Genomic DNA, 22,582 nt, shown 5'->3' with positions numbered 1-22,582 from the left:
ACCGGCCATTGAGGACCCGTCGATAGCCGCCTAAAAGATCTTGATCCACAGGTCTTGACGATTGCTCTCCCTGGCGGCGGAGAAGGTCTGGGTACTTGTCGCTACAGTCAGTCCGGAAGGCCTTTTCGCTCTCTCTCCTCCGAATGGGTATCTGTTTGTCGACGTGGTACGGCAGGCTGCGAATGGCGGCCAGAGCGGAGGGGAACGGCTCTCCGCATACGCGGGTCGGCACGTCGGGTAGCACCGCCCTGCCGGAAGAGTCGACCACGACGAAGTAATCGACCAGGAAGCCCTCAAGCGTGCAGGCCTGGCCGAACAACGACCTCTCGGACGGGCGGCGTAGCTCGGTCATCAGCCCGGTTGCGGGGCCGTCGGCGTGCTCTTGGATCACGACCTCCCAGAGCCCCTTGCCGGGCAGAAGGCGAGACTCCCAACGGCAGCGGATGACCTGGACCGGTGTGAAGTCGTCGGGGAGCGGTTGGCGTGGTGTGGACAGGTCCGGGTTCGGCATCTTCGGGCATGAAGCGGTTACGACGTGATCCAATTTGGCCCTGTCTTCCTCGCGGTCGCATCCGGCGAGAGCGACGACGGCGAGCAGGGCGAGAACTACCCGAAGAGATCGCACTTCACTGGGACGTGTTGCCCATCTCTTTTGGTTCGCCGAGCAAGGCGATCAAGGGCAAGATTCTCTGGGCGTACCTGATGAGCCCTTCTCCGCCATTCGGGGTGCAGGGTTGGAACTCCTTAGGGGTGGCCGGGCCCCGTTCTCTTCGGCAAGGTACCTGTGGTGGTTGTTCTGTCTCAGGCCCGTGTACGTCGGCGATGTTGGGCGGTAGCGTCGCGGTGTGGCTACCAACGAGGAACAGACGCGCTGGATCGTGCACGGCGAACGGCTGATCTACGACAACCGGTGGATCCGGTTGGGCCTGGTTGATGTCGAGATCCCAGACGGAGAGCGGTTCGAGCATCACGCGGTGCATCTGGACCGGGCGTCTATCGCGGTGGTGGTCGACGATCAGAACCGGGTGTTGATGATGTGGCGACATCGGTTCCTCTTCGACCGTTGGGGCTGGGAACTCCCCGGCGGGCTGGTCGATGCCGGTGAGGATCCGATGGCGACGGCCGCTCGCGAGGTCGAGGAAGAGACCGGGTATCGGGTCAAGGAGATCGAGCACCTGGTCACCTATCAGCCGATGGCGGGCATGGTCGACTCTCAGCATGATCTGTTCCTCGCGCGAGGTGCCGAGTTCGTCAAGGAACCGACGGGTGAGATCGAGGCGGACCTGATCGAGTGGATTCCGATGAAGGAGATCCCGGACATGATCGCCCGCGGTGACATCTGGACCTCGGGGACGCTTGTCGGCCTGTATGCGGCGCGGGAGCGGCTCAACGGAGGGCGCGCGTAGCCAGTCGGGTGAGTTCGTCGATGCGCTTGCGTTGGCGGCGTGATCCGGTCATGGTCGCGAGGTGCTGGGCGCGCTGGATGTGGGGTTGGGCGGCTTCTGGGTCTCCCAGGGCTAACAGTGCGTGTCCGAGGTCGCAGCGAAGCGCGGCTTCCGCCCGGTTGTAGGTGCCGTCCATCCCGACGAGCGCTGAGCGGAGGTCCTCGATGGTTCCGGGGTTACCGAAGCGAATGAGGCAGTTGCTCCGCCATCGGGCGAGGTGGTGGGCGTCGATGGACAGGTACGGCATGTCTGGGTCGCCAGGGCCGTCCGGTAGCAGGGCGGCGGCTTGGTCGAGCGCGGCCCGGCAGGTGGTCTCGTCGCCCAGGGTGGCGGCGGCTTCGGCCTCGGCTGCGGAAAGCCATGTGCGCAGCCGGTCGGGGATTCGGTCGCCATGGGTGGTGTGGATGTACTGGAGGAGTTCGGTCGCCTGCGCCGGCTGTCCCAGGTCCATGAGGACGTAGGCCTGTTCGGCGGAGACGTAGGCGAGTACGGCGGGGTCGTCGGCTTCGCGGGCGGCTGCCTTGGCGTTCTCGTAGTGGGTCCAGGCGTCGTTTAGAGCACCGGTGTTGATCGCCTGCCATCCGGCGAGTGATTCGGTTTCGGCGAGTACGTGGGCGAGTTGGGCGCGAGTTTTAGGCTGTACGGCGTGGTGATGGGCGCGCTCTATTTGGGATATTTGGGCGCGCATTTTGTCGGCGATGGCAGCGCTGCCGAGGCGACGGTCAAGTAGCCGAAGGTTATTGGTGTCGGTGCTGAGGATCATCACCATTGTGGGGTCGATGGCTGCGGCGGCTGCGATTCGGGCGGTGAGTTCCTCAGCCTGCTCCTGGTGCTCGTCGCCGTAGTCGCCGGTGGGTGAGGCGATGTCGAGCGGGGCGAGGCCGAGCAGCATCCGGGCGTGGTCGGGCAGGCTGAGGCCGGCGGCGATGCGCTCGTAGACCTCAAGGTCGGTGACCTGGCGCTGCCCGCGCATGTGCTGGCTGATGCGGCCTTGGGCGATGCCGGTGGCGGCGCTGATCCGTGTCTGGCTGGCACCGGCGTACTTGACCGCGAGGGTGAACAGTCCGGCTATGTCGCGGTTTTTGAGGATTTCCCGGCTTTCGTCGCGGTCCCATACCCGTGCGGGGATCTGGATCGGTTCGAAAGCGTTCCCGTGCATTCCTGCCTCCGGTCGTTTCCCCGGGCTGGTGGCGCATGGCTGTTGCTGGGAACTCTATATCTCCCGGTGATATATCCCGATGGGATAGGAGCGGAATCTTCCGCGATTCATTCTTTCGGGCATGACAACTCCGGTTAAGTGCACCGCGTGCGACGGGCGCGGCTGGAAGATCGTGATCCGGCGCGGGCAGGCGACGGCCGCGATGCTCGGTTACGAGACCTCCTCGCGTGAGGACTGCCTGTACTGCGACGGCGGGCAGGTGCTCGTCGAGATGTTCGAGTGGGAGGTGTTCGTCACGGTCGGTGGGGCCGAGCAGCTCGGGCCGTGCGGGACCAGCGCGGGGCAGGCCACCTCGATGGACGAGCTGCGTAAGGCACTGCGCCGGATGGACCCGGGCAGCAAGCCGTGGGGGCGGATCACGTACCGGGTCTACGACTTCGGCACTGTCCCGGACGACTGGTCCCGACGCGTGATCTTCAAAGCGACGCTGGACGCTGCCGGACAGGTCCGCTTCGAACGGACTGGCAAGTGAGCACGACGAAGACGCGTACCGTCGCCCCGGTTACGTCCTGCGGCATGCCGCACCTTCCACCGATGCGGTCGGATATCGAGCGGCTTGCCTGGCACGCCACCCGCCGGTTCGCCCGGCTCCGTGTGTGGCCTCGACCTGTCACGAGCATCGCGCGACCTGGTACGAGCTGTGCCAGGGCGGTGGCGTGTGGTTCATCCAGCGAATGAGCGGCGATCAACTCAAGCCGGTTGTGACCCAAAGCCATGCGTGGCGGGAAGCTGAGGCGCGACAGATGTGGGCGGCGCTGCTGTTCGGCGCGATGAGATAGCCCTTCCCGCTGGCTGCTGAGGTCCTGACAGGCACCCACTCAGCCGCTACTGTGCTTATGCAGACAAGTGGAAAAGTGATTGGGCGGTTAGCATGAGCATGGACTTCGCCCCTCCCAAGTACGCCCAGGTGATGACGGCGATTCAGCAGCGTATCCGGGACGGCGAGTACTCGCCCGGTGACATGCTGCCGTCCGAGACTCAGCTCGTCCGCGAGTTCGGGGTGGGCCGTACGACCGTCGTTCGGGCACTCCAAACCCTCGCGATGCAAGGATGGATCGAGCGTGAGCACGGCCGCGGATCCTTCGTGAAGGGCCGACCCGAAAGCCCGGTTGAGCGGGTACGGCCGGGCCTTGCGACGGCCGAGCAAGCCGAGAACGCCGAGAACATCGTCAGCGTGTCCCGGGTGCCGGCCCCTCGGTACGTTGCCCGCCTGCTGGGCGTTGACGAGCGAACCCCCGTGATCGCTCGTCAGCGCGTATCCAAGCACGGAGGCCGGGTGTCGGCGACGGAGACCCTGTGGTTCCCCCTGGAGATCGCCGTGGGCACCGATCTGGACAAGCCTGATCCGCTCCGGCATGGGGTTCGTCAGCATCTCCAGGCGGTCAAGCATCTGCGGTTCGACCACGTCACGGAACGGCTGGCCGCGCGTAAGCCGACCAAGGAGGAAGCCGACCTTCTCGGGTCGTCGGCTCCGGTGCTGGGTGTGCTGGCTACGGTGCACGATCCGGCGGGGGTGGTGCTGATGGTGGCGAGCCTGGCCCTGCCCGGTGACCTGCATGAGCTGGAGGATGTCTATCCCGCGTCATAGGCCGACTTCAGGTAGGAGCCATGCAAAGCGTTGCCCGTCGCACTCGGCGGGGCACTCGGGGTGCCGAGAAGCTCCTGTAGGAGTTCGATGACAAGCTGAGGTTGTCCGATAAACGGGGAATGCCCTGTGCCCCACTCGCGGACGGACTCACAGCGCTTGGCCATCATGCGTTGCACGTCCGGAGCAATCGCCCGATCTTCCCTGCAGACGACGTAGGTCGAGGGCGTGTTCTTCCAGCTGTGATACTCCGGGACCCCACGGCCGCAACCAGGTGCTTGGGCGCACAGCAGGTTCACCGCCCAGGCCGCGAGATGCTCGGGGCAGTCGGCATAGAAGACGTCTGCGGCCAGGTCGGGTTGCAGCCGCGTGAAACCGTCCGGTTCCGGCACGATGGCTTCGCGAAGCTGAGGGGATGTCCCGCCCAGACTTGCCGCGCTTTCATGTACGTCGGGTACGAAGGCTGCCAGATAGACCAAGTGCCCCGCTCCTCGCAGGCCGGTGATCACTGATCCGCCGTATGAGTGGCCCAGAACGACGGGTGGCTCCTCTAGTTCGTCAATGGCGGCCTGTACCGCTGCCGTATCCGCCTTCAACGAGCCCCGGTGTAGTTCGGGAACGACGACCTCGTTGCCTGCTGCCTGTAGGCCCTTAGTGACCAAGGCGAAGTGCTCGGAGCGGTGATACAAGCCGTGAACTAGCACCGCAACGGCCACTTCGCCCGCCCCCTAAGGTCAACCGCAAAGAGAGAGCGATCTTAGACCTCTAAGCACAGCTATGCGCCTCATCTCTGAGTGGTGGCGCGCGCCTCGACGCGCAGGCTAGGTAGGTCTTACCTTGCTCGTTTCGCTCGGTTACTTGTGCGGACGAGTGGGGTCCGCCTACAGTCAACTCAAGCGGACAAGTGGACGACCGTCTGACGGGTTGTCCTGAGCGAAAGGAGACAGACATGGCTATCCAGGGACCCATCCCGATCAGCATCGACCTGCTGTTCCCGCACGGCTGCTACGTCGTCGGCGAGATCGGCAAGGCCAAGGACTTCGACGCCAAGGGCGACGCCCAGGCCAGGGACAAGACCACCGGCCTCCCGATCTGGCAGGCGCCCGTGATGGACGCCGACCCCTCGCTGAAGGCAGCGGCCAAGACCGTCACGGTCAAGCTCCTCGCCGAGATCGAGCCGACCATGCCGCCATCCCTGCCGGGCCTGCCGTTCACCCCGGTGGAGTTCGACGGCATCGAGGTCAGGCCGTACGTGAACCAGTCCACGGGGCGGCTGGCCTACTCCATCACCGCGCGAGCGATGCGGGCTCCTCACCCGGTGGCCGGCAGCAAGCAGAGCAGCGCCGGTAAGGAGGCGGCGGCCTGATGGAGCGCGACCCGTACACCTACGTGGCGATGTCGATCGATCCGGGCAAGCCGCTCCGGCTCGGCGTCTCGTTCTACACGCCGGATCTGCGGGTGGAGGCCTCGGTGCTCGACTCCGGGCGGCCGTACCTGTCGATCGAGTCCAACGAGGCCGACATCACCGTCTCGACCAGCGGGGCCGGACCGGTCACCACTGCTGACCTCGACATCGCCCGGCAGATCTTCAACGCCGCCGCGCGCTACCTGGCCGACTGCGAGCGCCTGCACGACGAACACCAGTCGGCCACGTCTCCGGCCTCCGGTGAGGCGGCCTGAGACATGAAGCGGGGCCGCTGGAAGCGGCAACTTCCGGCGGCCCCTCAGATCTCCCACACACGCGAATGCTTGAGAGAGGAAACCAAGCCTAATGCTGCGCAAGCTGCCCGGAGACGAGGCGCGTAACCTCGTCTCCACCACTCCGGACACTGCTGTTGTCTTCCGTCCGGCCATTGTCCGAACTCCCGCGTTCGTCACGATCGTGATCTGGCTGTCGCGTCTGGTCGCGGGACTGGTCCGGCTCGCCTGGCGGCACCCGATCGCCGTCACCGTCCCGGCCGCCCCCGGCGTGATCTGGACCCTGTACGGCTGGCCTCTCGCCCTGGTCCTCGTCGGCCTCGTCCTCCTGGCGGGCCTGTCCTGGGCGTCGCTCAACCGGGCCTCGTTCCTACGGATCATCGGCTGGCGACTACTCGCCTTCTGGCGGCGCATCTGGATCTACCGGCGTCACTGGCAGCCCGTGATGATCGTCTCCGGGCTCGGTCGGCACTTACGCGGCCGGGACTACCTGCCCCGGCTGGCGCGGGTCGAGTGCGACGGCTGGGCCGACCGCGTCACGGTGAAGATGCTCAACGGTCAGGCGGTCAAGGACTGGACCGACCGGGCCGAGCACCTCGCCCACGGCTTCGGCTCCCGCAGCTGCCGCGTGACCGTCGCTCGCGCCGGTCGCCTCGTGCTCACGTTCCCGCGTCCTGACCCGCTCGCCGTGCCTCTGCCCGCCGTCCCGATCCCGGACACGGCATCGGTCGGTCCCGTCGAGATCGGCGCGTGTGAGGACGGTCGGCCGCTGCGGCTCAAAGTCCACGGGACTCATGTTCTGATTGCGGGCGCTACCGGGGCTGGCAAGGGCTCCTATCTGTGGGGGACGATCCGCGGGCTGCTCCCGGCGATGCGAGCGGGCCTCACTCAGGTCTGGGCGCTGGATCCCAAGCGGATGGAACTGTCCTTCGGACGGGCGCTGTTCGGCGACCGGTATGCGGCCGACCCTGCCGACTGTGCGGACCTGCTTGAGGCGGCCGTGGCGGTGATGCAGGAACGCGCGGACCGCTTCGGCGGCCTCCAGCGCTCCCACACGCCGACCGTGGCGGATCCGTTCGTCCTGGTCCTCGTCGACGAAGTTGCGTTCCTGACCGCCTACCAGTCCGACAAGGGCCTGAAGCTGCGGATCATAGCCGCGCTCGCCACGCTCACCACCCAGGGGCGCGCCGTCGGCGTCGGGGTCATGGCCGCGCTTCAGGACCCGCGCAAGGAGGTCATGAACATCCGCAACCTGTTTCCCGACAAGATCGCGCTCCGGCTCGATGAGTCCGAGCAGGTGGACATGGTCCTCGGCGACGGCGCTCGTGATCGCGGCGCTCTGGCCGACCACATCTCACCGGTTCCCACGCTCGGGGCCGGGGTCGGATACGTCCGGCTGGAAACCTCACCCGACCCGGTGCGGGTCCGGGCCGCGTACGTCTCCGATGACGACATCCGCGCCATGGTCGCCGAGTACGCCATGCCCACAGGCCCGACGCCTGCCGAGTCCATCCCGGCACAGCGCTTCGCGGTCGTGGAGCGTGAGGGGGCGCGGGCCAATGGTTGAGATCGCCCACCTGCTCGACGAACTGACCTGCGCGGCCTGCGGCACTTCCAACGCTCTCTGGCTGTACCCGGTCTGGGGCGTGGTCGAGTGCCGTGAGTGCGGTGAGAAGGCGTCCATATTGCTCGACCCCCTCGACGGCTTCGACTCGATCGACGGTCCCGACTCGATCAGCCCCCTCGACGGCTTCGACGTCTGTGGCGGTGGCCGGTGACCAATACGACGGACAGGGCGACCCCTCGGGCGGTGCGGATGGCTCAACCGCTCGCCCGAGAGGTCGTTGAAGAGATCGCCAAGCAGTACGGCGTGTGCATCCGCCCGATCGCGCTCCGGCGGCTCGACACCTACACGGGCAAGGTCGAAACGATCGACGTGCCGTGCGGGGCGACTTTGGAGAGCAAGTGCCCTCCGTGTGCGAAGCGGAACCGGCAGCTTCGGATGGCCCAGTGCCGGGAGGGCTGGCACCTCGACCATGAGCCGGTCAACACCCCGAACGAGGCGGACGACTATCAGCGGTACCTCGTCGAACTCCGGGCCGATGCCCAGGCCTGGCGGGACGAGGCGGAAAAGGCCGGCGACGACACCACCGACCTGGACGCGGCGATAGGCGACCTCGACGACGAGATCAACCGGGCCGGGATGCGCGGCACCGTCCTCGGCCGCACCTTGGGGAAGCGGTCGCGCTCGACTCGTCGGCGGCAGGACGCCCCGGACCTGCCCAAGCGGACCATGAGCACCACGACGCTCGGGCGGACCTTCACCGGTGCGGACGGCAGGACGTTCCGGCCGTCGATGTTCATCACCCTCACCCTGCCGTCGTACGGGCGGGTCAGGAAGAACGGCGCACCCGTCGATCCGAGCACCTACGACTACGCGCGGGCGGCTCGGGACGCGCTGCACTTCTCCAAGCTGGTGGACCGGTTCGTGCAGAACCTCCGCCGCGTGGCCGGGTTCGATGTCCAGTACTTCGCGACGGTCGAACCTCAGAAGCGGCTCGCCCCGCACCTGCACATGGCCGTCCGGGGACACCTGCCGCGCGCGGAGATCAAGCAGATCGCGGCGGCCACCTACCACCAGGCGTGGTGGCCCCCCGTCGATCAAGTCGTGTTCGAGGGCGATCACCTGCCCGTCTGGGCGGACGGGGCCGACTACCTCGACCCGGAAACCGGCGAGGTCCTGCCCACCTGGGATGAAGCCCTCGACGAACTCGACCAGGACGACGACGCCGAACCCCTGCACCTGGTCCGCTTCGGCCCGCAGCTCGACATCCAAGGCGTCCTCGCCGGGACCACCGATGCCGACACGTGCATCCGCTACCTGTCCAAGTACCTGACCAATTCCATCGGCGACGCGATCGACCCGGAAGACGAGACTCAGCGGCTCCACGCCAAACGCCTCGGCGCGGCCCTCCGATACGAGCCGTGCTCGCCCACCTGCCCGAACTGGCTCCGCTACGGCGTACAGCCCAAGAACGCGAAGCCGGGCATGACCCCAGGCCGATGCCGGGGCAAGGCGCACAAGCCCGAACACCTCGGCTACGCCGGGCGGCGCGTCTTGGTCTCTCGCAAGTGGTCGAACAAGACCCTGACCGAGCACAAGCACGACCGCCGGACCTGGGTCCTGGAAGCCCTCGGCCTCCCAGACGAACCCGTCGACCCGCACCGCTACGTCTGGCGGCAGGTCAAGCCTGGTGATCCCGGCCTCGACCCCATCGGCGTCCGGCTCCTGCGCTCGGTCCACGAACGCCAGCGATGGCGCAACCACCTGGCCCGGCTCCAGGCCCAAGCAGACGGACAACCCGACCAAGATCTTTCGGCAACTCGGCCTGCGGCCTGAAGGGAGGGACATCCTTGGATCCACTGCTCACCGCCTCCGAAGCGGCCGAACGGTTGAACACCTCGGTCCGTTTCGTTCGTCGCCTGATCGCGGAACGGCGCATCGAGTTCGTCAAGGTAGGCCGCCACGTCCGGATCTCAGAGTCAGCATTGATCGCCTTCATCGTCGCGGGCACCGTCGCGCCCCTGACGGCTCACGACGTCTCGGGGAGGGCGGCCTGATGGCCAAAGGCAACAAGCCAAACCATCGCCGTTTCGGCAACATCCGTCAGCTTCCCTCTGGGCGTTACCAGGTGAGCTACCTGGGTCCGGACGGGCGCAGGCGAACGGGCTCCGAGACGTACGAGCGCAAAGGCGATGCCGAACGGGCGCTCACGCTGATCGAGGCCAAAATGATCTCGGGGGAGTGGACGGACCCGGATCGCGGAAAGATCAAGCTCAAGGACTACGCCGAGACATGGATCTCTCAGCGTCCGGGGCTGCGTCCACGCACTGTCGACCTATACGTGGCTGCTCAAGAAGCACATCACGCCGTATCTCGGCGGCGTCCAGCTCGGCAAGCTGTCTACGGCGATGATTCGGCAGTGGCGGGCCGACCTGCTCGGCAACGGGGTCTCGGTCTCGATGGCGGCCAAGGCGTACCGGCTGCTACGGGCGGTGCTGATGACGGCGGCTGAGGATGACCAGATCATCCCGGCCAACCCGTGCCGGATCCGCGGGGCCGGCGACGAGCATCCCGAGGAACGCCCGGTGCTGACCGTGGCCCAGGTCTTCGAACTGGCCGACCGCATCGCGCGTCGTCCGATCGGCAACGTCCGCAAGGTCAAGAACGGTGCCTACCGGCTGCGTTTCCAGCGGCATGGCGAGATGCGTACTCATCCCGAGGTCTTCATGACGAGGGGTGATGCTGAGCGGGCGCTGTGGAAGATGGGCACGGACGGCCGGGCCGACTCCACCCAGGATCGGCGGTTCCGCGCCCTGGTGCTGCTGGCGACCTTCGCGAGTCTGCGATGGGGTGAGGTGAGCGCGCTTCGCCGTAGTGACCTCGATCTGGAGGCCGCGACGGTTCGCGTTCGGGCGGCCTTCATCGAGCGGTCTACGGGTGAGCTGGTTCTCGGGCCTCCGAAGTCCAAGGCGGGACGGCGGGTGATCGGCATCCCGCAGGCGATCATCCCCGCACTGCGTGAGCACCTGAGTACCTACGTCCTCGACGAACCGGGCGCGCTCCTCTTCCCCGGCGCAAAGGGCGGCGCACTGCGACGGAGCGGCTTCAACGCCCGTATCCGTTGGGTAGATGTGGTCCGCGAGATGGGAATGCCGGGCCTCCACTTCCATGACCTTCGTCACACTGGCAACATGCTCGCGGCGGAGTCGGGCGCGGGGCTCAAGGACCTGATGGCCCGGATGGGACACGACAACGTCAGGGCGGCCATGATCTATCAGCACGCCGTACGCGGGGCGGACAAGGCGATCACGGACGCGATCGACAAGCACATCAGCCGAGCAAGTGACGAGGACGAGGACGGCTCGGCGGGCACGCTCGTCCCCGTCGGCTAATTGCACGCTAATTGCACGGAAGATCGAACAGGTGTCAGAAATGATCAAGGCCCGGGTGGGGATCTACTCCCTGACCTGGGCCTTCGTGGTTGGAGCGGGTGACGGGAATCGAACCCGCGCTGTCAGCTTGGGAAGCTGATGTTCTGCCATTGAACTACACCCGCATCGGCCGTTCCGAAGAGCCGACCGCGTCCATCACTCTAGCGGAAAGTCGGCGTGGTCTCGTCGTCGAGGCCGAGAAGTTCCGAAAGATCTCATGGCTCACCGGTGGTGGTCGTGTGCCGTCCCGGGGTGCCGCCATCGGGCCGGGCGCCTGGCCCGAGAGGTCGAGCCAAGATTCACCCCCGAGGTGCGTCGTGTCCCTGTCGCAGGGCGGATTCGGGGGAGGTGAGACCCACATCAGGGGTGTGAGCCCGGATGGGTGTGCCTCTTCCGGTCGATGTCCACCACGACGTCGGAGTGGGGGCGGTTACCCTTGCACGCGTGTTGCTTTCCGACCGTGACATCCGTGCCGAAATCGAGACCGGACGGGTCAAGATCGACCCGTACGAACCGGAGATGATCCAGCCGTCCAGCGTGGACGTACGGCTGGACCGGTTCTTCCGTGTGTTCGAAAACCACCGGTACCCGCACATCGACCCGGCCATGGAGCAGCCCGACCTCACCCGACTGGTCGAGCCGGAAGGCGACGACCCGTTCATCCTGCACCCCGGCGAGTTCGTCCTGGCCAGCACGTACGAGGTGATCAGCCTCCCGGACGACATCGCGTCCAGACTGGAGGGCAAGTCGAGCCTGGGCAGGCTGGGCCTGCTCACCCATTCGACCGCGGGCTTCATCGATCCGGGGTTCGACGGGCATGTCACTCTGGAGTTGTCCAATGTCGCCACATTGCCGATAAAGCTCTGGCCGGGCATGAAGATCGGCCAGCTGTGCATGTTCCGGCTCAGCTCACCCGCCGAGTTCCCGTACGGTTCCCGGAGGTACGGCTCCCGCTACCAGGGGCAGCGCGGGCCGACGCCGAGCCGGTCGTTCCTGAACTTTCACCGCACGAAGATATGAACACGGGCCTCACCAGGCTCGCTGCACCTCGCAACCGCCCAGGTGTTGGCACCTGACCTCAGGGCAGCCATAACAGGAAGAGATGGTTACAAGCGGGCATGCATACCCTTAAGTTCGCATCTCAACTGGTTACCCGTACTCTTCTCTGCGGACCATCCCCGCACCTCACCTCTGGAGAATGACGTGCGCCTGCGTCTCACGCCCCGTGAGGACAGCTATTACGACTTGTTCGCCGACTCCGCGAACAACCTCGTCACCGCATCCCGGCTACTGGTAGAGATCATCAGTGACGGATCGGACCGGGAGGCCCTGGCCGACAAGATGCGGGCCTGCGAACACGCGGGTGACGAGCGCACTCACGCGATCATGAAGCGTCTCAACGAGAGCTTCATCACGCCGTTCGACCGTGAGGACATCTATCGCCTCGCCTCGAACCTCGACGACGTCATGGACTTCATGGAGGCGGCCGCCGACCTCATCGTCCTCTACCAGATCGACCACCTGCCCAAAGAGGTCGTCCGTCAGGTCGAGGTGCTGGAGAGGGCCGCCGAACTGACCGCCGACGCCATGCCGCGCCTGCGTTCGATGCAGAACCTCAACGAGTACTGGATCGAGATCAACCGGCTGGAGAACCAGGCCGACCAGATCTACCGCCGGCTCCTGGCCAAGCTCTTCAGCGGCGAGTACGACGCCCTCATGGTCATGAAGATGCGTGAGGTCATCGAGCAGCTCGAACTCGCCGCGGACGCGTTCGAACACGTGGCGAACACGATCGAGTCGATCGCGGTCAAGGAAAGCTAAGTGGAGCTCGCACTCGTCATCGGCGTCATCGTCGTCGCTCTGGTGTTCGACTACACCAACGGCTTCCATGACGCCGCCAACGCGATCGCGACCTCCGTGTCCACGCGGGCGCTGACCCCGCGGATCGCGTTGCTCCTCGCCGCCGTGATGAACTTCATCGGCGCGCACCTCGGTACCTCGGTCGCCCAGACGGTGGGCAAAGGGATCATCGACGCTCCGAACGGCTCGCACGGCCTGATAGTCGTGGGCGGGGCGCTCATCGGAGCGATCGTCTGGAACCTCATCACCTGGTACTTCGGCCTGCCCTCGTCGAGCAGTCACGCCCTCATCGGCGGTCTGGTCGGCTCCGCCATCGCCGCGAGCGCCACCGTGCACTGGAGCGGTGTGGTGGAGAAGGTCGTCATCCCCATGGTTCTGTCGCCCGTCGTCGGATTCATCCTGGGCGGCATCATCATGATCATCATCCTCTGGATCTTCCGCAAGTCGAGTCCGCGCTCGACCAGCCGGGGCTTCCGGTACGCCCAGACCGTGTCGGCGGCGGCCATGGCGCTCGGTCACGGCCTCCAGGACGCGCAGAAGACCATGGGCGTCATCTTCCTCGCGCTCGTCGTGGGCGGCTACGTCTCGCCGGACGCGGGAATCCCCGAGTGGGTCATCACCGCCTCGGCCGCGGCCATCTCCCTCGGCACGTACGCCGGTGGCTGGCGCATCATGCGGACACTGGGCCGGCGGATCATCCACCTGGACCCGCCGCGCGGCTTCGCGGCCGAGGCGGCGGCCGCGTCCGTCCTCTACACCGCCGCGATCGGTTTCGGAGCGCCGATCTCGACCACGCACACCGTCACCAGCGCGATCATGGGCGTGGGCGCCACCAAGCGCCTGTCGGCCGTGCGGTGGGGGATCGCGGGCAACATCGTGACCGCCTGGGTGCTCACGATCCCCGCCGCCGCCGTGGTGGCCGCCCTGGCCTACCTCGGCCTGCACTGGATCCTGGAGTAGGAGCCTCAGCCGCGGTACATCACGTCCGTGTTCCAACGGGTGAACCCGAGTGACTCGTACAGCCTGACCGCGGCCCTGTTCTCCTCGTCCACGTACAGCATCACCTGGGCGAGGCCGCGCGAGCGCAGGTGCTCGAGGCCGGCGAGCGTCAGCGCGCGGCCGAGCCCCGAGCCCTGCTCGGCGGGGTCCACGCCGACCACGTAGACCTCGCCGACGGGCTCACGATCCTGCCCGTCACCCTCGTGGACCTTGGTCCAGTGGAAGCCCGCCAGGGAGTCGTCCCGTACGGCGAGGAAGAAGCCGTCGGGGTCGAACCACGGCTCCCGCTCCCGGAGCTCCAGATCCTCCCGCGTCCACGCGCCCTGCTCGGGGTGCGTCGAGAACGCCAGGGCGTTGAGCGCGACCCACGCGTCCTCGTCCTCGCCGGGGACGAACGTGCGCAGCCGTACGCCCTCGGGCACGCTAACGGAGGGGAACGGCGCGTCCAGCGGACGCCGCATCTGCCAGAGCGACCTGGCGCGCGACAGGCCCGCGGACGCGGCCAGCGCGCCCGCGGCCGGATGGTCTCCGTGCGCCCAGAGGCGGACCCGCCCGCCGGTCTCCGCCAGGACCGCCTCAAGCAGCCGCCGCCCGAGCCCGCGGCCGCGCAGCGCCGGGCGGACCACCAGCTCGCCGCCGGTCCCCTCCACCGGGTCGGCGGGGTCCAGGTGCGCGAACCCGGCGATCGTCCCGCCCTCATATATCAGTACGGCTCTCGCCCCCGGATCGCCGCCGTGGCGCAGCCGCAGCATCGCGTGCTCGTTGAGCGGACGCACCCCGTCGGCCTCCGCGGCCTCCCGGACCAGTTCCATGACGTCGGTGACCTGTTCGTCATCGAGTCGTCTCCTGGTCTCCACACGCACGTCCACGTCGCATACCTCAGTTCCGTCTAGTGGCAAAAGCCGCCATCATCATGAGCGGCGAATCGTTGTCTCTTCGCCATCTCATGTAAAGGTCGCGGTCTTACTGTCATGTTCCATGACCTCTCGCTCCCTTCTCCGCCTCGCGGTGGCGGGCGTCGCCGCGGCGACGGGACTGACCCTGGCCGCGCTCCCCGCGGCCGCCGCGCCGACCGCCTCCGCCAAGCCTCAGCCGATCCCGATCCGGCTGCTCACGGTGAACGACTTCCACGGCAACCTGGAGACCCCGACCGGGTCCAGCGGCCGCATCGTCAACGAGACGGGCGTGACCGTCCAGTCCGCGGGCGGCGCGGCCTATCTGGCCACCGCGATCAAGCAGAACACCATCAAGGGCCGGACCGACGTCGTCGCGGCCGGTGACCTGATCGGCGCCTCGCCGCTGATCTCCGCGGCCTTCCACGACGAGCCCACCGTACAGGTGCTCGGAGCGCTCGGGCTCGACGTCTCCTCCGTCGGCAACCACGAGTTCGACGAAGGTCTCACGGAGCTGCGCCGCCTCCAGAAGGGCGGCTGCCACCCTACGGACGGCTGCTCGCCCGCGGGCAAGTGGAAGGGCGCCAAGTACGACTACATCGGGGCCAACGTGGTCGACGACGACGGCAAGCACGCGCTGCCGCCCATCGCGATCCGCGTGGTGAACGGCGTCAAGATCGGTTACATCGGACTGGTGACCAAGACCACTCCGTCCATCGTGACGCCCGCCAGCATCGCGGGCCTCACCTTCCAGGACGAGGTCGAGGCGGGCAACCGGGCTGCTGCCTGGCTGAAGAGGCGCGGCGTCAACGCGATGGTCGCACTGGTCCACGAGGGTGACTCGATCACCGCCAACCAGAGCCCCGACGCCTGCCCGCTGACCACGGGCGTGGGCAGGACGATCGCGACCAACCTCAGCGCCGACGTGGACCTCGTCGTCATGGGGCACTCGCACCAGGCGTACGTCTGCACGACGACCGACCCGGCCGGCAACACCCGGTACTTCACCCAGGGGTCGTCCTTCGGCCGGGTGCTCACCCAGATCGACTTCCAGGTGGACAAGAAGACCCGGGACGTCATCCGCTCCTCGGTGACCGCCGACAACAAGGTCGTCGCCGTGGAGGGCCCGGCCAACGCGGGTCTCGACATCACCAAGTACGCCGCCGACCCCACGATCGATTCGCTCGTCTCGTACTGGAAGACGGCCGTCGCGTCCAAGGCGAACGCGCCCGTCGGCAAGATCACCGCGGACATCACCAACGTCGCCCCGTCGGGCGGCAGCGGTGAGACGGCGCTCGGCGACGTCATCGCGGACGCGCAGCTCGCGGCGGCCAAGAAGGACGGCGGCAACGCCGACATCGCCCTGATGAACCCGGGAGGCGTCAGGACGCTCCTCACCTACGCCGGTTCCCCGGCCGGTGAGGGCGACGGCGTCGTCACGTACGGCGAGGCGTTCGCGGTGCAGCCGTTCAACAACCTGCTGCAGGCCGTCACGCTGACCGGCGCCGAGCTCAAGACCGTTCTGGAGCAGCAGTTCACGGGAGGCCCGAACGCCCAGGCGTTCACCAAGATCCTGCAGCCCTCGTCCAACCTCACGTACAGCTACAACGCGAGCGCGGCCTGGGGATCCCGGATCTCGGACCTCAAGATCGATGGGGCGGCGGTGACCGACACCCAGTCGGTCCGTGTCGCGGCCAACAACTTCCTGGTCTCGGGTGGCGACGCCTTCACCGAGTTCACCAAGGGCACCGACCTGTGGACGTGGAACGGCGGCTTCGACGTGGACGCCTTCACCGCCTATCTCACGGCCAACTCCCCGATCGCGCCGCCCGCGCTGACCCGGATCACCAAGGTCGGTTGATCACGGCGACCCTCATGAGGCCCGTCCCGCCCGGGGCGGGCCTCACCCCCCGGTCCCGTACGGCTCCCGCCGGAGACGGCGAACCGGATCGGGATCAGTGGTGGGCGGGCTCCTGCTCGCCGGTCTCGGCGTGCTCGCCCCCACGGTCGGGGACGAAGCGGTAGCCGACGTTCCGGACCGTTCCGATGAGCGACTCGTACTCGGCGCCGAGCTTGGCGCGCAGCCGCCGGACGTGCACGTCCACGGTGCGGGTGCCGCCGAAGTAGTCGTATCCCCACACCTCCTGCAGCAGCTGGGCGCGGGTGAAGACCCGCCCCGGGTGCTGCGCGAGGTATTTGAGCAGCTCGAACTCCTTGAAGGTCAGGTCGAGCGCGCGCCCGCGAAGCCGGGCCGTGTAGGTCGCCTCGTCGATCGCCAGATCGCCGCTGCGGATCTCGTCCGGGACGTCCTCGGCGGCGGCCAGCGACAACCTGCCGGTCGCCATGCGCAGCCGGGCCTCGACCTCGGCCGGGCCGGCGCTGTCCAGCAGTACGTCGTCCACGCCCCACTCGGCCGTCATCGCGGCCAGGCCGCCCTCGGTCACGATGACCAGCAGCGGGCAGTCCATCCCGGTGGTGCGCAGCAGTCGGCACAGGCTCTTGGCATGGGCGAGCTCGCGCCGCGCGTCGACCAGTACGGCGTCGGCGGGCGGGGCGTCGATCAGCGCGGACGCCTCCGCGGGCGCCACGCGTATCGAGTGCAGGAGCAGACCGAGCGCCGGAAGCACCTCAGCGGAGGGCTCCAGCACGTTCGTCAGCAGGAGCAGGTTGCTCACATCGGCCTCCTCGCCACGCCCGCGGTTTCGCGGGATTGTCGAGATCGCTCGCTCACATGCCCTCCTCGTCACAAGTGAAACGGTCGGGCGCGCCGGGAGAGCACCGCGCTGTGCACGTTCACAGGCTCGCCTCCTCCGCGTCATCACGGCTTCAGCCGTACAAACACGTAAGGACCCGGGGGCAACGTCGCCCAGGTCCCGTCTTCCGTAGGGTAGCCCACAGGAATATTGCGTCCATTGTGAGTCGGGCGTGTAAACAGTTCTTCACGCGGACAATCAGCGTAACCGCACGGCTACGCACAGGTGTCCGCCGGGGGGTCGGAAACGGCTCCGGACGGCGGGGTCGGGAAGGAGGACCATGGCCACGGGCACGGTCCGTTACTGGGCGGCCGCGAAGGCCGCGGCGGGGGTCGCCGAGGAGCCGTTCGACGCGCCCACTCTCGGGGCACTGCTGACGCGCATCTCGTCGAATCCTGATCTGGCGCAGGTCCTGCGGCGCTGTTCCTTCCTCGTGAACGGCGCGCCGGTGGGGACGCGGGATCCCCATTCGATCGATCTGCCCGAGGGAGCGGTCGTCGAAGTTTTACCTCCCTTTGCCGGGGGATGAGGCGCTAGAAAGTGCCGGACACATGCTGCCCGTCGCGAGCGCGGATTCGGATGGACGCGTCGCATGGCGGAGGAGGAGGTCGGAGTGGAGCCTCCGGCCGACGACGACAACGCGGCGAGGCGCTATCTGGGCCGCGCGCGACAGGGCATGATTTGTCAGGCACGACCAAGGGTGAGCCGACCCGCGTGCCCCCGTCAGACCGCGTGCCCCCGGAGGAAGACGGATGCGCAAGCTCGTCGTGTTCCTGATCCTGCTCGTCGTCGTGCTGGCCGTCCTCGACCGGGTCGCGGTCGCGGGGGTGCAGCGAGAGATCGCCAGGCAGATCGAGGCGAAGTACGACCTCAGCTCGACCCCGACCGTCCATGTCGAGGGCATTCCCTTCCTGACCCAGGCGATCTCCGGGCACTATGAGGAGATCAGCATCGCCATGGGCGAGTTGACCCGTGAAGGCGTCACGATCTCGAAGATCGACGCTACGCTCTACGGCGTGTCCGCCCCGCTGGCCGACCTGATCCAGGACGCCTCCAAGGCCGATCTCCGCGCCGAGCGGGTGACCGGCACCGTCGTGATCTCCCGCAAGACCCTCGACGCGCGGGCGCCCCGCGGCATCAAGATCGAGGGGGGAGGCGGCGACACGCTGCGGGTGTCCGGCAAGGTCACCGTGCTCGGCCAGAACATTCCGGTCACCGCCGACATGAAGATCGAGACCGTCCAGGGCGGCATCCGGCTCATCCCGTCCGATGTGAAGATCGCCGGCGGCATCTCCGTGCCGAATGTGGAGAAGTTCATCGGGTTCACCGTTCCCGTGAAGAACCTGCCGCTCAATCTCAAGATCAACAAGGTGAGGTCGGTGCCCGAGGGGCTCGCGGTCGAAGGCTCGGCAACCGATGTCCCGCTCCGCTGAACCCGACGATCCGTCCCTACGTCATGAGGACGTGAGCGCAGCCGGAACCGCGGACGAGGAACTCGTCCGCGTGCTCTTCGACGATCACGCGGGGCCCTTGTACGGATACGTGCTGCGGCTGACGGGCGATCCCGGCCGGGCGGAGGACGTCGTCCAGGAAACGCTGCTGCGGGCCTGGAAGAACCCGTCGGCCCTGTCCGGGCGGCCGGTGCGTGCCTGGCTGTTCACGGTGGCACGTAACCTCGTCGTCGACCAGCACCGGGCGCGCAGGTCACGGCCGAAGGAGACCGGCGACGAGGCACTGGCCGTGCTGCCCGCCGACGACGAGCTGGAGAAGGCCGTCGAGTCGTGGGCCGTCGCGGAGGCGCTGGCCTCGCTCAGGGCGGAGCACCGCGAGGTGCTCCTGGAGACGTACTACCGGGGGAGATCGGTGAAGGAGGCGTCAGAGATCCTCGGCATCCCGCAGGGAACGGTCAAATCGCGCACCTTCTACGCGCTCCGGGCACTCAAGCTGGCTCTGGAGGAACGGGGGCTGGCGCCATGACCTGCGAAGACGTCCGGATCTCACTCGGCGTGTACGTCCTGGGCGCGCTCGACACCGAGGAGACCGCCGAGGTCGAGGCGCATCTGGACGACTGCCCGGACTGCCTGGCCGAGCTGGCGGAGCTGTCCGGTCTTCCGCCGCTGCTCGCCCGCGTGTCCGAGGAGGACATCCGGCACGCGGCGGACCCGCCGCGCGAGATGCTCGACCGCCTGCTCACCGCCACCGTACGGCGCAGGCGCCGCTCGCGGGTCATGCTCGCGCTCGCCGCGTCCGTCGTGGTCGCCGCCCTGGGCGGGACGACCTGGGCCACCACCGTCGCGCAGCACGCCGCGGACAGCTCGGCGGGGGGCTCCTCCACCGTGTCCACGATGGCGCGGCCGGAGGAAGCCGCCAGCGCCGCCGCGGACTCCGCCGCCGCGGACTCCGCCGCCGCTGACATCGGCGCCGGCGGCATGGGCGACGTGGCGCGCAAGACGCAGCCTTCGGGCGCCTCCGATGAGCCGGTGCAGACGCTGGTGGCTCCGACGGTGAAAAGCGCGAAGCGCGGCAATGTGGAGCTGCGGGTCGAGCTGACGCCGGGCGAGGGGGGCACCCGGGTCGTGGCGACCGTCACGGGCCTGCGCTCAGGTGTGGTGTGCCATCTCACCGCCGTCGGCATGGACGGCACGGTCTCCGGAGTGGCGAGCTGGAAGGCCACCGCTCAGGGGTACGCCCCGACCACGGTCACGTTCGACGGGTCGACCGAGCTGACGGAGGACAAGATCCGCCACTTCACGCTGACCACCGCGGAGGGCCGGACGCTCGTCACGGTCCGCATGTGACCCGGGGGAATGAACCGGAGGGAATGAATCCGTGTCGCCCGCAGGTTGTCCATCGCGATGGTAGGGATAGTCGTTCTCTGTGTGACGCTCGCCACCGGCGTGGTCATCGGACTCGTCATGAAGCGCCGCGACGGACGGCTGCGCGTCGTACGGCCGCGCGCCCTGCCGGGCCAGGGAGCGGAACCCGGGACGAGCGAGGGGACGAGTGCCGTGACCGGTGAGGACATCGGCGTCGAGTTGGGGGAGCGCGCCACGCTGGTGCAGTTCTCCACCGCCTTCTGCCAGCCGTGCCGGGCCACCCGCAGGATCCTGGACGAGGTCGCCGGCATGGTGCCCGGTGTCCGGCATGTCGAGATCGACGCCGAGAGCCGCCTCGACCTGGTCCGGCGCTTCGACATCATGCGCACGCCGACGGTGCTGATCCTCGATGATTCGGGAAATGTCGTGAAAAGGGCATCCGGGCAGCCCAGGAAGGCCGACGTGATCGCGGCCCTCGGCGCGGCGGTCACAATCGATCAGGGCGTGGACAAATCGTCTCACCAGTCGGACGCGGTGTGACAGATGGCGAGACGCCGGGTACTGTCGAGTCCATGACTCCCACGACAGAGCTGCTCACGAAGCGACGGGCGGTTGATTTCTGCCGCGTCGCGACCGCGCTCTGTCGCATGGCCTGAGGGTGATTCCGCGCGGCTGAACGCCGCAATCCGAATCCTTCAGGAGCATCCCGCGATGCAGGTTGATCCCCGAGGTCCGCGCTTCGGCGCGGCTGTCACGACTGTGGTTCTCGCGCTCGTCCTCGTGACGGGCAGTGCATGGCTGCTCGCCGTACAGGCGATCGTGTTCGTGCTCGGCGCCCTCGACGTCTCGCCGTACGGCTTCTTCTTCCGGAAGTTCGTCCGTCCGAGGCTGGGTCCGCTGGGAGAGCTGGAAGACGCGGCGCCGCCCCGGTTCGCGCAGGGCGTGGGCATCGCCTTCGCGGTCGTCGGCCTGATCGGGTTCGCCACCGGGATCACCCCTCTGGCTCTGGGTGCGACAGCAGCGGCACTGCTGGCCGCCTTTCTCAACGCCGCCTTCGGCTTCTGCCTGGGCTGCGAAATGTACTTGATCCTCCGCCGTCTACAACCTGGGAGAACTACATGAGCCGCTCCGCCGTCCTGGTGGACGCCGACTGGGTCGAGGCCAACCTCGACACGCCGGGTGTCGTGCTCGTCGAGGTCGACGAGGACACCAGCGCCTACGACAAGGGTCACATCCGTGGCGCCGTGAAGATCGACTGGAGGGACGACCTCCAGGACCCCGTTCGCCGTGACTTCGTGGACCGGGCCGGGTTCGAGGCCCTCCTGTCGGCCCGTGGCATCGCCAACGACGACACTGTCGTGCTCTACGGTGGCAACAACAACTGGTTCGCCTCCTACGCGTACTGGTACTTCAAGCTGTACGGCCACGAGAACGTCAAGCTGCTCGACGGCGGGCGCAAGAAGTGGGAGCTCGACTCCCGCGAGCTGGTCGAGGAGAAGCCCGAGCGGGCCGCCACGACCTACACCGCCCAGGAGCAGGACCTCTCGCTCCGCGCCTTCCGCGACGAGGTCGTGGCGGCGATCGGCAAGCAGAACCTGGTCGACGTGCGCTCTCCTGACGAGTTCACCGGCAAGCTGCTCGCTCCGGCGCACCTCCCGCAGGAGCAGGCGCAGCGTGCGGGCCACGTGCCCACCGCCCGCAGCATCCCGTGGTCGAAGGCCGCGAACGACGACGGCACCTTCAAGTCGGACGACGAGCTGAAGAAGCTCTACTCCGAGGCCGGTGTCGACTTCGGCAAGGACACCATCGCCTACTGCCGCATCGGGGAGCGCTCGGCGCACACGTGGTTCGTGCTGCACGAGCTCCTCGACCAGGCCAACGTGAAGAACTACGACGGTTCGTGGACCGAGTACGGCTCGCTCGTGGGCGTGCCCGTGGAGCTTGGGGAGGCTCGCTGATGACTACTCAGGGTTGCGCTGCACCGGAGCAGACCGTGGCACTGCCGGCGGGCATCGACCTGTCGACGCAGGCCGTCATCCAGGGCGTCGTCTCCGGCGCCGGTACGGCCTACGCCCGTCTGCTCGACCACTCCGGTGAGTTCACCGGCGAGGTCGTCGTCTCCGATGAGGGTGTCTTCCGCTTCTTCGCCGCTCCCGGCTCGTGGACGGTCCGCATCATCGCGGGCGGTGGCGTCACGAAGGACGTCGCCGTCGAGGCCAAGCTGGGCGAGGTCGCCCAGCTCGCCGTCGCGGTCTGATCTGGTTCTCCCGAAAGGGCCGGTGCGTCTCCCGACGCACCGGCCCTTTCCTTTTCATTTGC

Annotated in this window: 29 protein-coding genes and 1 tRNA gene; 24 read left to right on the top strand and 6 right to left on the bottom strand. The window is 67.5% G+C overall.

From position 1 onward, the window contains the following. Nucleotides 1-511 (bottom strand): hypothetical protein (locus tag IMZ11_RS29365; RefSeq protein ID WP_228645679.1); only part of this gene is annotated, 511 nt, incomplete at its 3' end. Nucleotides 512-845: 334 nt separating this feature from the next. Between IMZ11_RS29365 and IMZ11_RS29360 the strand changes: the two genes are divergently transcribed. Beyond that, nucleotides 846-1,406, top strand: a complete 561-nt coding sequence (locus tag IMZ11_RS29360) for an NUDIX hydrolase (protein WP_228645678.1) — start codon at nucleotides 846-848, stop codon at nucleotides 1,404-1,406. Here IMZ11_RS29360 and IMZ11_RS29355 read toward each other — a convergent pair. Next, entirely contained in the window at nucleotides 1,387-2,604 is a 1,218-nt protein-coding gene (locus IMZ11_RS29355; protein WP_228645677.1) for an XRE family transcriptional regulator, read from the bottom strand. The genes IMZ11_RS29360 and IMZ11_RS29355 overlap by 20 nt on opposite strands. Nucleotides 2,605-2,725: 121 nt before the next feature. Between IMZ11_RS29355 and IMZ11_RS29350 the strand changes: the two genes are divergently transcribed. Both IMZ11_RS29350 and IMZ11_RS29345 read left to right on the top strand, forming a co-directional pair. Then, nucleotides 2,726-3,136 (top strand): hypothetical protein, encoded by a 411-nt coding sequence (locus tag IMZ11_RS29350; RefSeq protein WP_228645676.1) that lies wholly within the window; start codon nucleotides 2,726-2,728, stop codon nucleotides 3,134-3,136. 399 nt (nucleotides 3,137-3,535) lie between these two features. After that, nucleotides 3,536-4,252: a GntR family transcriptional regulator gene (locus IMZ11_RS29345; RefSeq protein ID WP_228645675.1), complete on the top strand. Its 717-nt coding sequence runs from the start codon at nucleotides 3,536-3,538 to the stop codon at nucleotides 4,250-4,252. On the opposite strand, the gene IMZ11_RS29340 is transcribed toward IMZ11_RS29345, so the two are convergent. Then, entirely contained in the window at nucleotides 4,237-4,953 is a 717-nt protein-coding gene (locus tag IMZ11_RS29340; RefSeq protein ID WP_228645682.1) for an alpha/beta hydrolase, read from the bottom strand. The genes IMZ11_RS29345 and IMZ11_RS29340 overlap by 16 nt on opposite strands. 245 nt (nucleotides 4,954-5,198) lie before the next feature. Here IMZ11_RS29340 and IMZ11_RS29335 point away from each other — a divergent pair, with 245 nt between their 5' ends. The 8 genes from IMZ11_RS29335 to IMZ11_RS29300 all read left to right on the top strand — a co-directional run bounded on the left by IMZ11_RS29335 (nucleotide 5,199) and on the right by IMZ11_RS29300 (nucleotide 10,903). After that, on the top strand, nucleotides 5,199-5,615 hold the full coding sequence (locus IMZ11_RS29335) for a plasmid replication, integration and excision activator (RefSeq protein WP_228645674.1): 417 nt from the start codon (nucleotides 5,199-5,201) through the stop codon (nucleotides 5,613-5,615). Beyond that, nucleotides 5,615-5,929 carry a hypothetical protein gene (locus IMZ11_RS29330; RefSeq protein ID WP_228645673.1) on the top strand — a complete coding sequence of 105 codons (315 nt, stop codon included), beginning with the start codon at nucleotides 5,615-5,617 and terminating at the stop codon, nucleotides 5,927-5,929. Before IMZ11_RS29335 ends, IMZ11_RS29330 begins: the two co-directional genes overlap by 1 nt. Nucleotides 5,930-6,020: 91 nt before the next feature. Next, nucleotides 6,021-7,514 carry an FtsK/SpoIIIE domain-containing protein gene (locus IMZ11_RS29325; protein WP_228645672.1) on the top strand — a complete coding sequence of 498 codons (1,494 nt, stop codon included), beginning with the start codon at nucleotides 6,021-6,023 and terminating at the stop codon, nucleotides 7,512-7,514. Beyond that, nucleotides 7,507-7,725, top strand: a complete 219-nt coding sequence (locus IMZ11_RS29320; RefSeq protein WP_228645671.1) for a hypothetical protein — start codon at nucleotides 7,507-7,509, stop codon at nucleotides 7,723-7,725. Before IMZ11_RS29325 ends, IMZ11_RS29320 begins: the two co-directional genes overlap by 8 nt. A gap of 38 nt (nucleotides 7,726-7,763) precedes the next feature. Beyond that, nucleotides 7,764-9,347, top strand: coding sequence for a helitron helicase-like domain-containing protein (locus IMZ11_RS29315; RefSeq protein WP_228645670.1), 1,584 nt, complete (start codon nucleotides 7,764-7,766; stop codon nucleotides 9,345-9,347). Nucleotides 9,348-9,361: 14 nt separating this feature from the next. Then, on the top strand, nucleotides 9,362-9,568 hold the full coding sequence (locus IMZ11_RS29310; RefSeq protein ID WP_228645669.1) for a helix-turn-helix domain-containing protein: 207 nt from the start codon (nucleotides 9,362-9,364) through the stop codon (nucleotides 9,566-9,568). After that, nucleotides 9,568-10,023, top strand: a complete 456-nt coding sequence (locus tag IMZ11_RS29305) for a hypothetical protein (protein ID WP_228645668.1) — start codon at nucleotides 9,568-9,570, stop codon at nucleotides 10,021-10,023. The genes IMZ11_RS29310 and IMZ11_RS29305 overlap by 1 nt, the downstream gene beginning before the upstream one ends. Further along, the gene (locus IMZ11_RS29300) at nucleotides 9,920-10,903 is read left to right on the top strand and encodes a site-specific integrase (protein WP_228645667.1); all 984 of its coding nucleotides are present in this window, start codon (nucleotides 9,920-9,922) and stop codon (nucleotides 10,901-10,903) included. The genes IMZ11_RS29305 and IMZ11_RS29300 overlap by 104 nt, the downstream gene beginning before the upstream one ends. Nucleotides 10,904-10,993: 90 nt before the next feature. Here IMZ11_RS29300 and IMZ11_RS29295 read toward each other — a convergent pair. After that, nucleotides 10,994-11,067 (bottom strand) — tRNA-Gly (locus IMZ11_RS29295). 319 nt (nucleotides 11,068-11,386) lie between these two features. Here IMZ11_RS29295 and dcd point away from each other — a divergent pair. The 3 genes from dcd to IMZ11_RS29280 all read left to right on the top strand — a co-directional run bounded on the left by dcd (nucleotide 11,387) and on the right by IMZ11_RS29280 (nucleotide 13,762). Further along, entirely contained in the window at nucleotides 11,387-11,962 is a 576-nt protein-coding gene (gene dcd, locus IMZ11_RS29290) for a dCTP deaminase (protein ID WP_061253110.1), read from the top strand. Nucleotides 11,963-12,145: 183 nt separating this feature from the next. After that, the gene (locus tag IMZ11_RS29285) at nucleotides 12,146-12,763 is read left to right on the top strand and encodes a DUF47 domain-containing protein (protein WP_061253111.1); all 618 of its coding nucleotides are present in this window, start codon (nucleotides 12,146-12,148) and stop codon (nucleotides 12,761-12,763) included. Next, entirely contained in the window at nucleotides 12,764-13,762 is a 999-nt protein-coding gene (locus tag IMZ11_RS29280) for an inorganic phosphate transporter (RefSeq protein WP_228645666.1), read from the top strand. A gap of 5 nt (nucleotides 13,763-13,767) precedes the next feature. On the opposite strand, the gene mshD is transcribed toward IMZ11_RS29280, so the two are convergent. Next, entirely contained in the window at nucleotides 13,768-14,670 is a 903-nt protein-coding gene (gene mshD, locus IMZ11_RS29275) for a mycothiol synthase (RefSeq protein WP_228645665.1), read from the bottom strand. A 109-nt stretch (nucleotides 14,671-14,779) separates the two neighbouring features. Between mshD and IMZ11_RS29270 the strand changes: the two genes are divergently transcribed. Beyond that, nucleotides 14,780-16,555, top strand: coding sequence for a bifunctional UDP-sugar hydrolase/5'-nucleotidase (locus IMZ11_RS29270; RefSeq protein ID WP_228645664.1), 1,776 nt, complete (start codon nucleotides 14,780-14,782; stop codon nucleotides 16,553-16,555). A gap of 94 nt (nucleotides 16,556-16,649) precedes the next feature. Here IMZ11_RS29270 and IMZ11_RS29265 read toward each other — a convergent pair whose 3' ends face one another. After that, nucleotides 16,650-17,369 (bottom strand): response regulator transcription factor, encoded by a 720-nt coding sequence (locus tag IMZ11_RS29265; RefSeq protein ID WP_061253115.1) that lies wholly within the window; start codon nucleotides 17,367-17,369, stop codon nucleotides 16,650-16,652. 358 nt (nucleotides 17,370-17,727) lie between these two features. On the opposite strand from IMZ11_RS29265, the gene IMZ11_RS29260 reads away from it, so the two are divergent. The 9 genes from IMZ11_RS29260 (at nucleotide 17,728) to IMZ11_RS29225 (ending at nucleotide 22,520) form a co-directional block, all read left to right on the top strand. Beyond that, nucleotides 17,728-17,976, top strand: a complete 249-nt coding sequence (locus IMZ11_RS29260) for a MoaD/ThiS family protein (RefSeq protein ID WP_228645663.1) — start codon at nucleotides 17,728-17,730, stop codon at nucleotides 17,974-17,976. Nucleotides 17,977-18,199: 223 nt separating this feature from the next. After that, complete coding sequence (locus IMZ11_RS29255) at nucleotides 18,200-18,880, top strand: DUF2993 domain-containing protein (RefSeq protein ID WP_228645662.1); 681 nt, start codon at nucleotides 18,200-18,202, stop codon at nucleotides 18,878-18,880. Nucleotides 18,881-18,911: 31 nt separating this feature from the next. Further along, nucleotides 18,912-19,424: a sigma-70 family RNA polymerase sigma factor gene (locus IMZ11_RS29250; RefSeq protein ID WP_061253118.1), complete on the top strand. Its 513-nt coding sequence runs from the start codon at nucleotides 18,912-18,914 to the stop codon at nucleotides 19,422-19,424. Further along, complete coding sequence (locus IMZ11_RS29245; RefSeq protein ID WP_228645661.1) at nucleotides 19,421-20,245, top strand: anti-sigma factor; 825 nt, start codon at nucleotides 19,421-19,423, stop codon at nucleotides 20,243-20,245. Before IMZ11_RS29250 ends, IMZ11_RS29245 begins: the two co-directional genes overlap by 4 nt. Before the next feature lie 81 nt (nucleotides 20,246-20,326). Then, on the top strand, nucleotides 20,327-20,803 hold the full coding sequence (locus tag IMZ11_RS29240) for a thioredoxin family protein (protein WP_228645660.1): 477 nt from the start codon (nucleotides 20,327-20,329) through the stop codon (nucleotides 20,801-20,803). 32 nt (nucleotides 20,804-20,835) lie between these two features. After that, nucleotides 20,836-20,919: a putative leader peptide gene (locus IMZ11_RS46780; RefSeq protein WP_352231756.1), complete on the top strand. Its 84-nt coding sequence runs from the start codon at nucleotides 20,836-20,838 to the stop codon at nucleotides 20,917-20,919. A gap of 55 nt (nucleotides 20,920-20,974) precedes the next feature. Further along, a complete protein-coding gene (locus tag IMZ11_RS29235; RefSeq protein ID WP_228645659.1) occupies nucleotides 20,975-21,385 on the top strand; it encodes a DUF4395 domain-containing protein in 411 nt (136 codons plus the stop codon). Then, the gene (locus IMZ11_RS29230) at nucleotides 21,382-22,221 is read left to right on the top strand and encodes a sulfurtransferase (protein ID WP_228645658.1); all 840 of its coding nucleotides are present in this window, start codon (nucleotides 21,382-21,384) and stop codon (nucleotides 22,219-22,221) included. The genes IMZ11_RS29235 and IMZ11_RS29230 overlap by 4 nt, the downstream gene beginning before the upstream one ends. Then, the gene (locus IMZ11_RS29225) at nucleotides 22,221-22,520 is read left to right on the top strand and encodes a DUF1416 domain-containing protein (RefSeq protein ID WP_061253122.1); all 300 of its coding nucleotides are present in this window, start codon (nucleotides 22,221-22,223) and stop codon (nucleotides 22,518-22,520) included. Before IMZ11_RS29230 ends, IMZ11_RS29225 begins: the two co-directional genes overlap by 1 nt. Nucleotides 22,521-22,582: the final 62 nt, after the last annotated feature.

This window comes from Microtetraspora sp. AC03309, from assembly GCF_020826795.1.
Classification (GTDB): Bacteria; Actinomycetota; Actinomycetes; order Streptosporangiales; family Streptosporangiaceae; genus Microtetraspora; species Microtetraspora glauca.
This window is presented reverse-complemented; position numbering and strand designations above follow the sequence as displayed.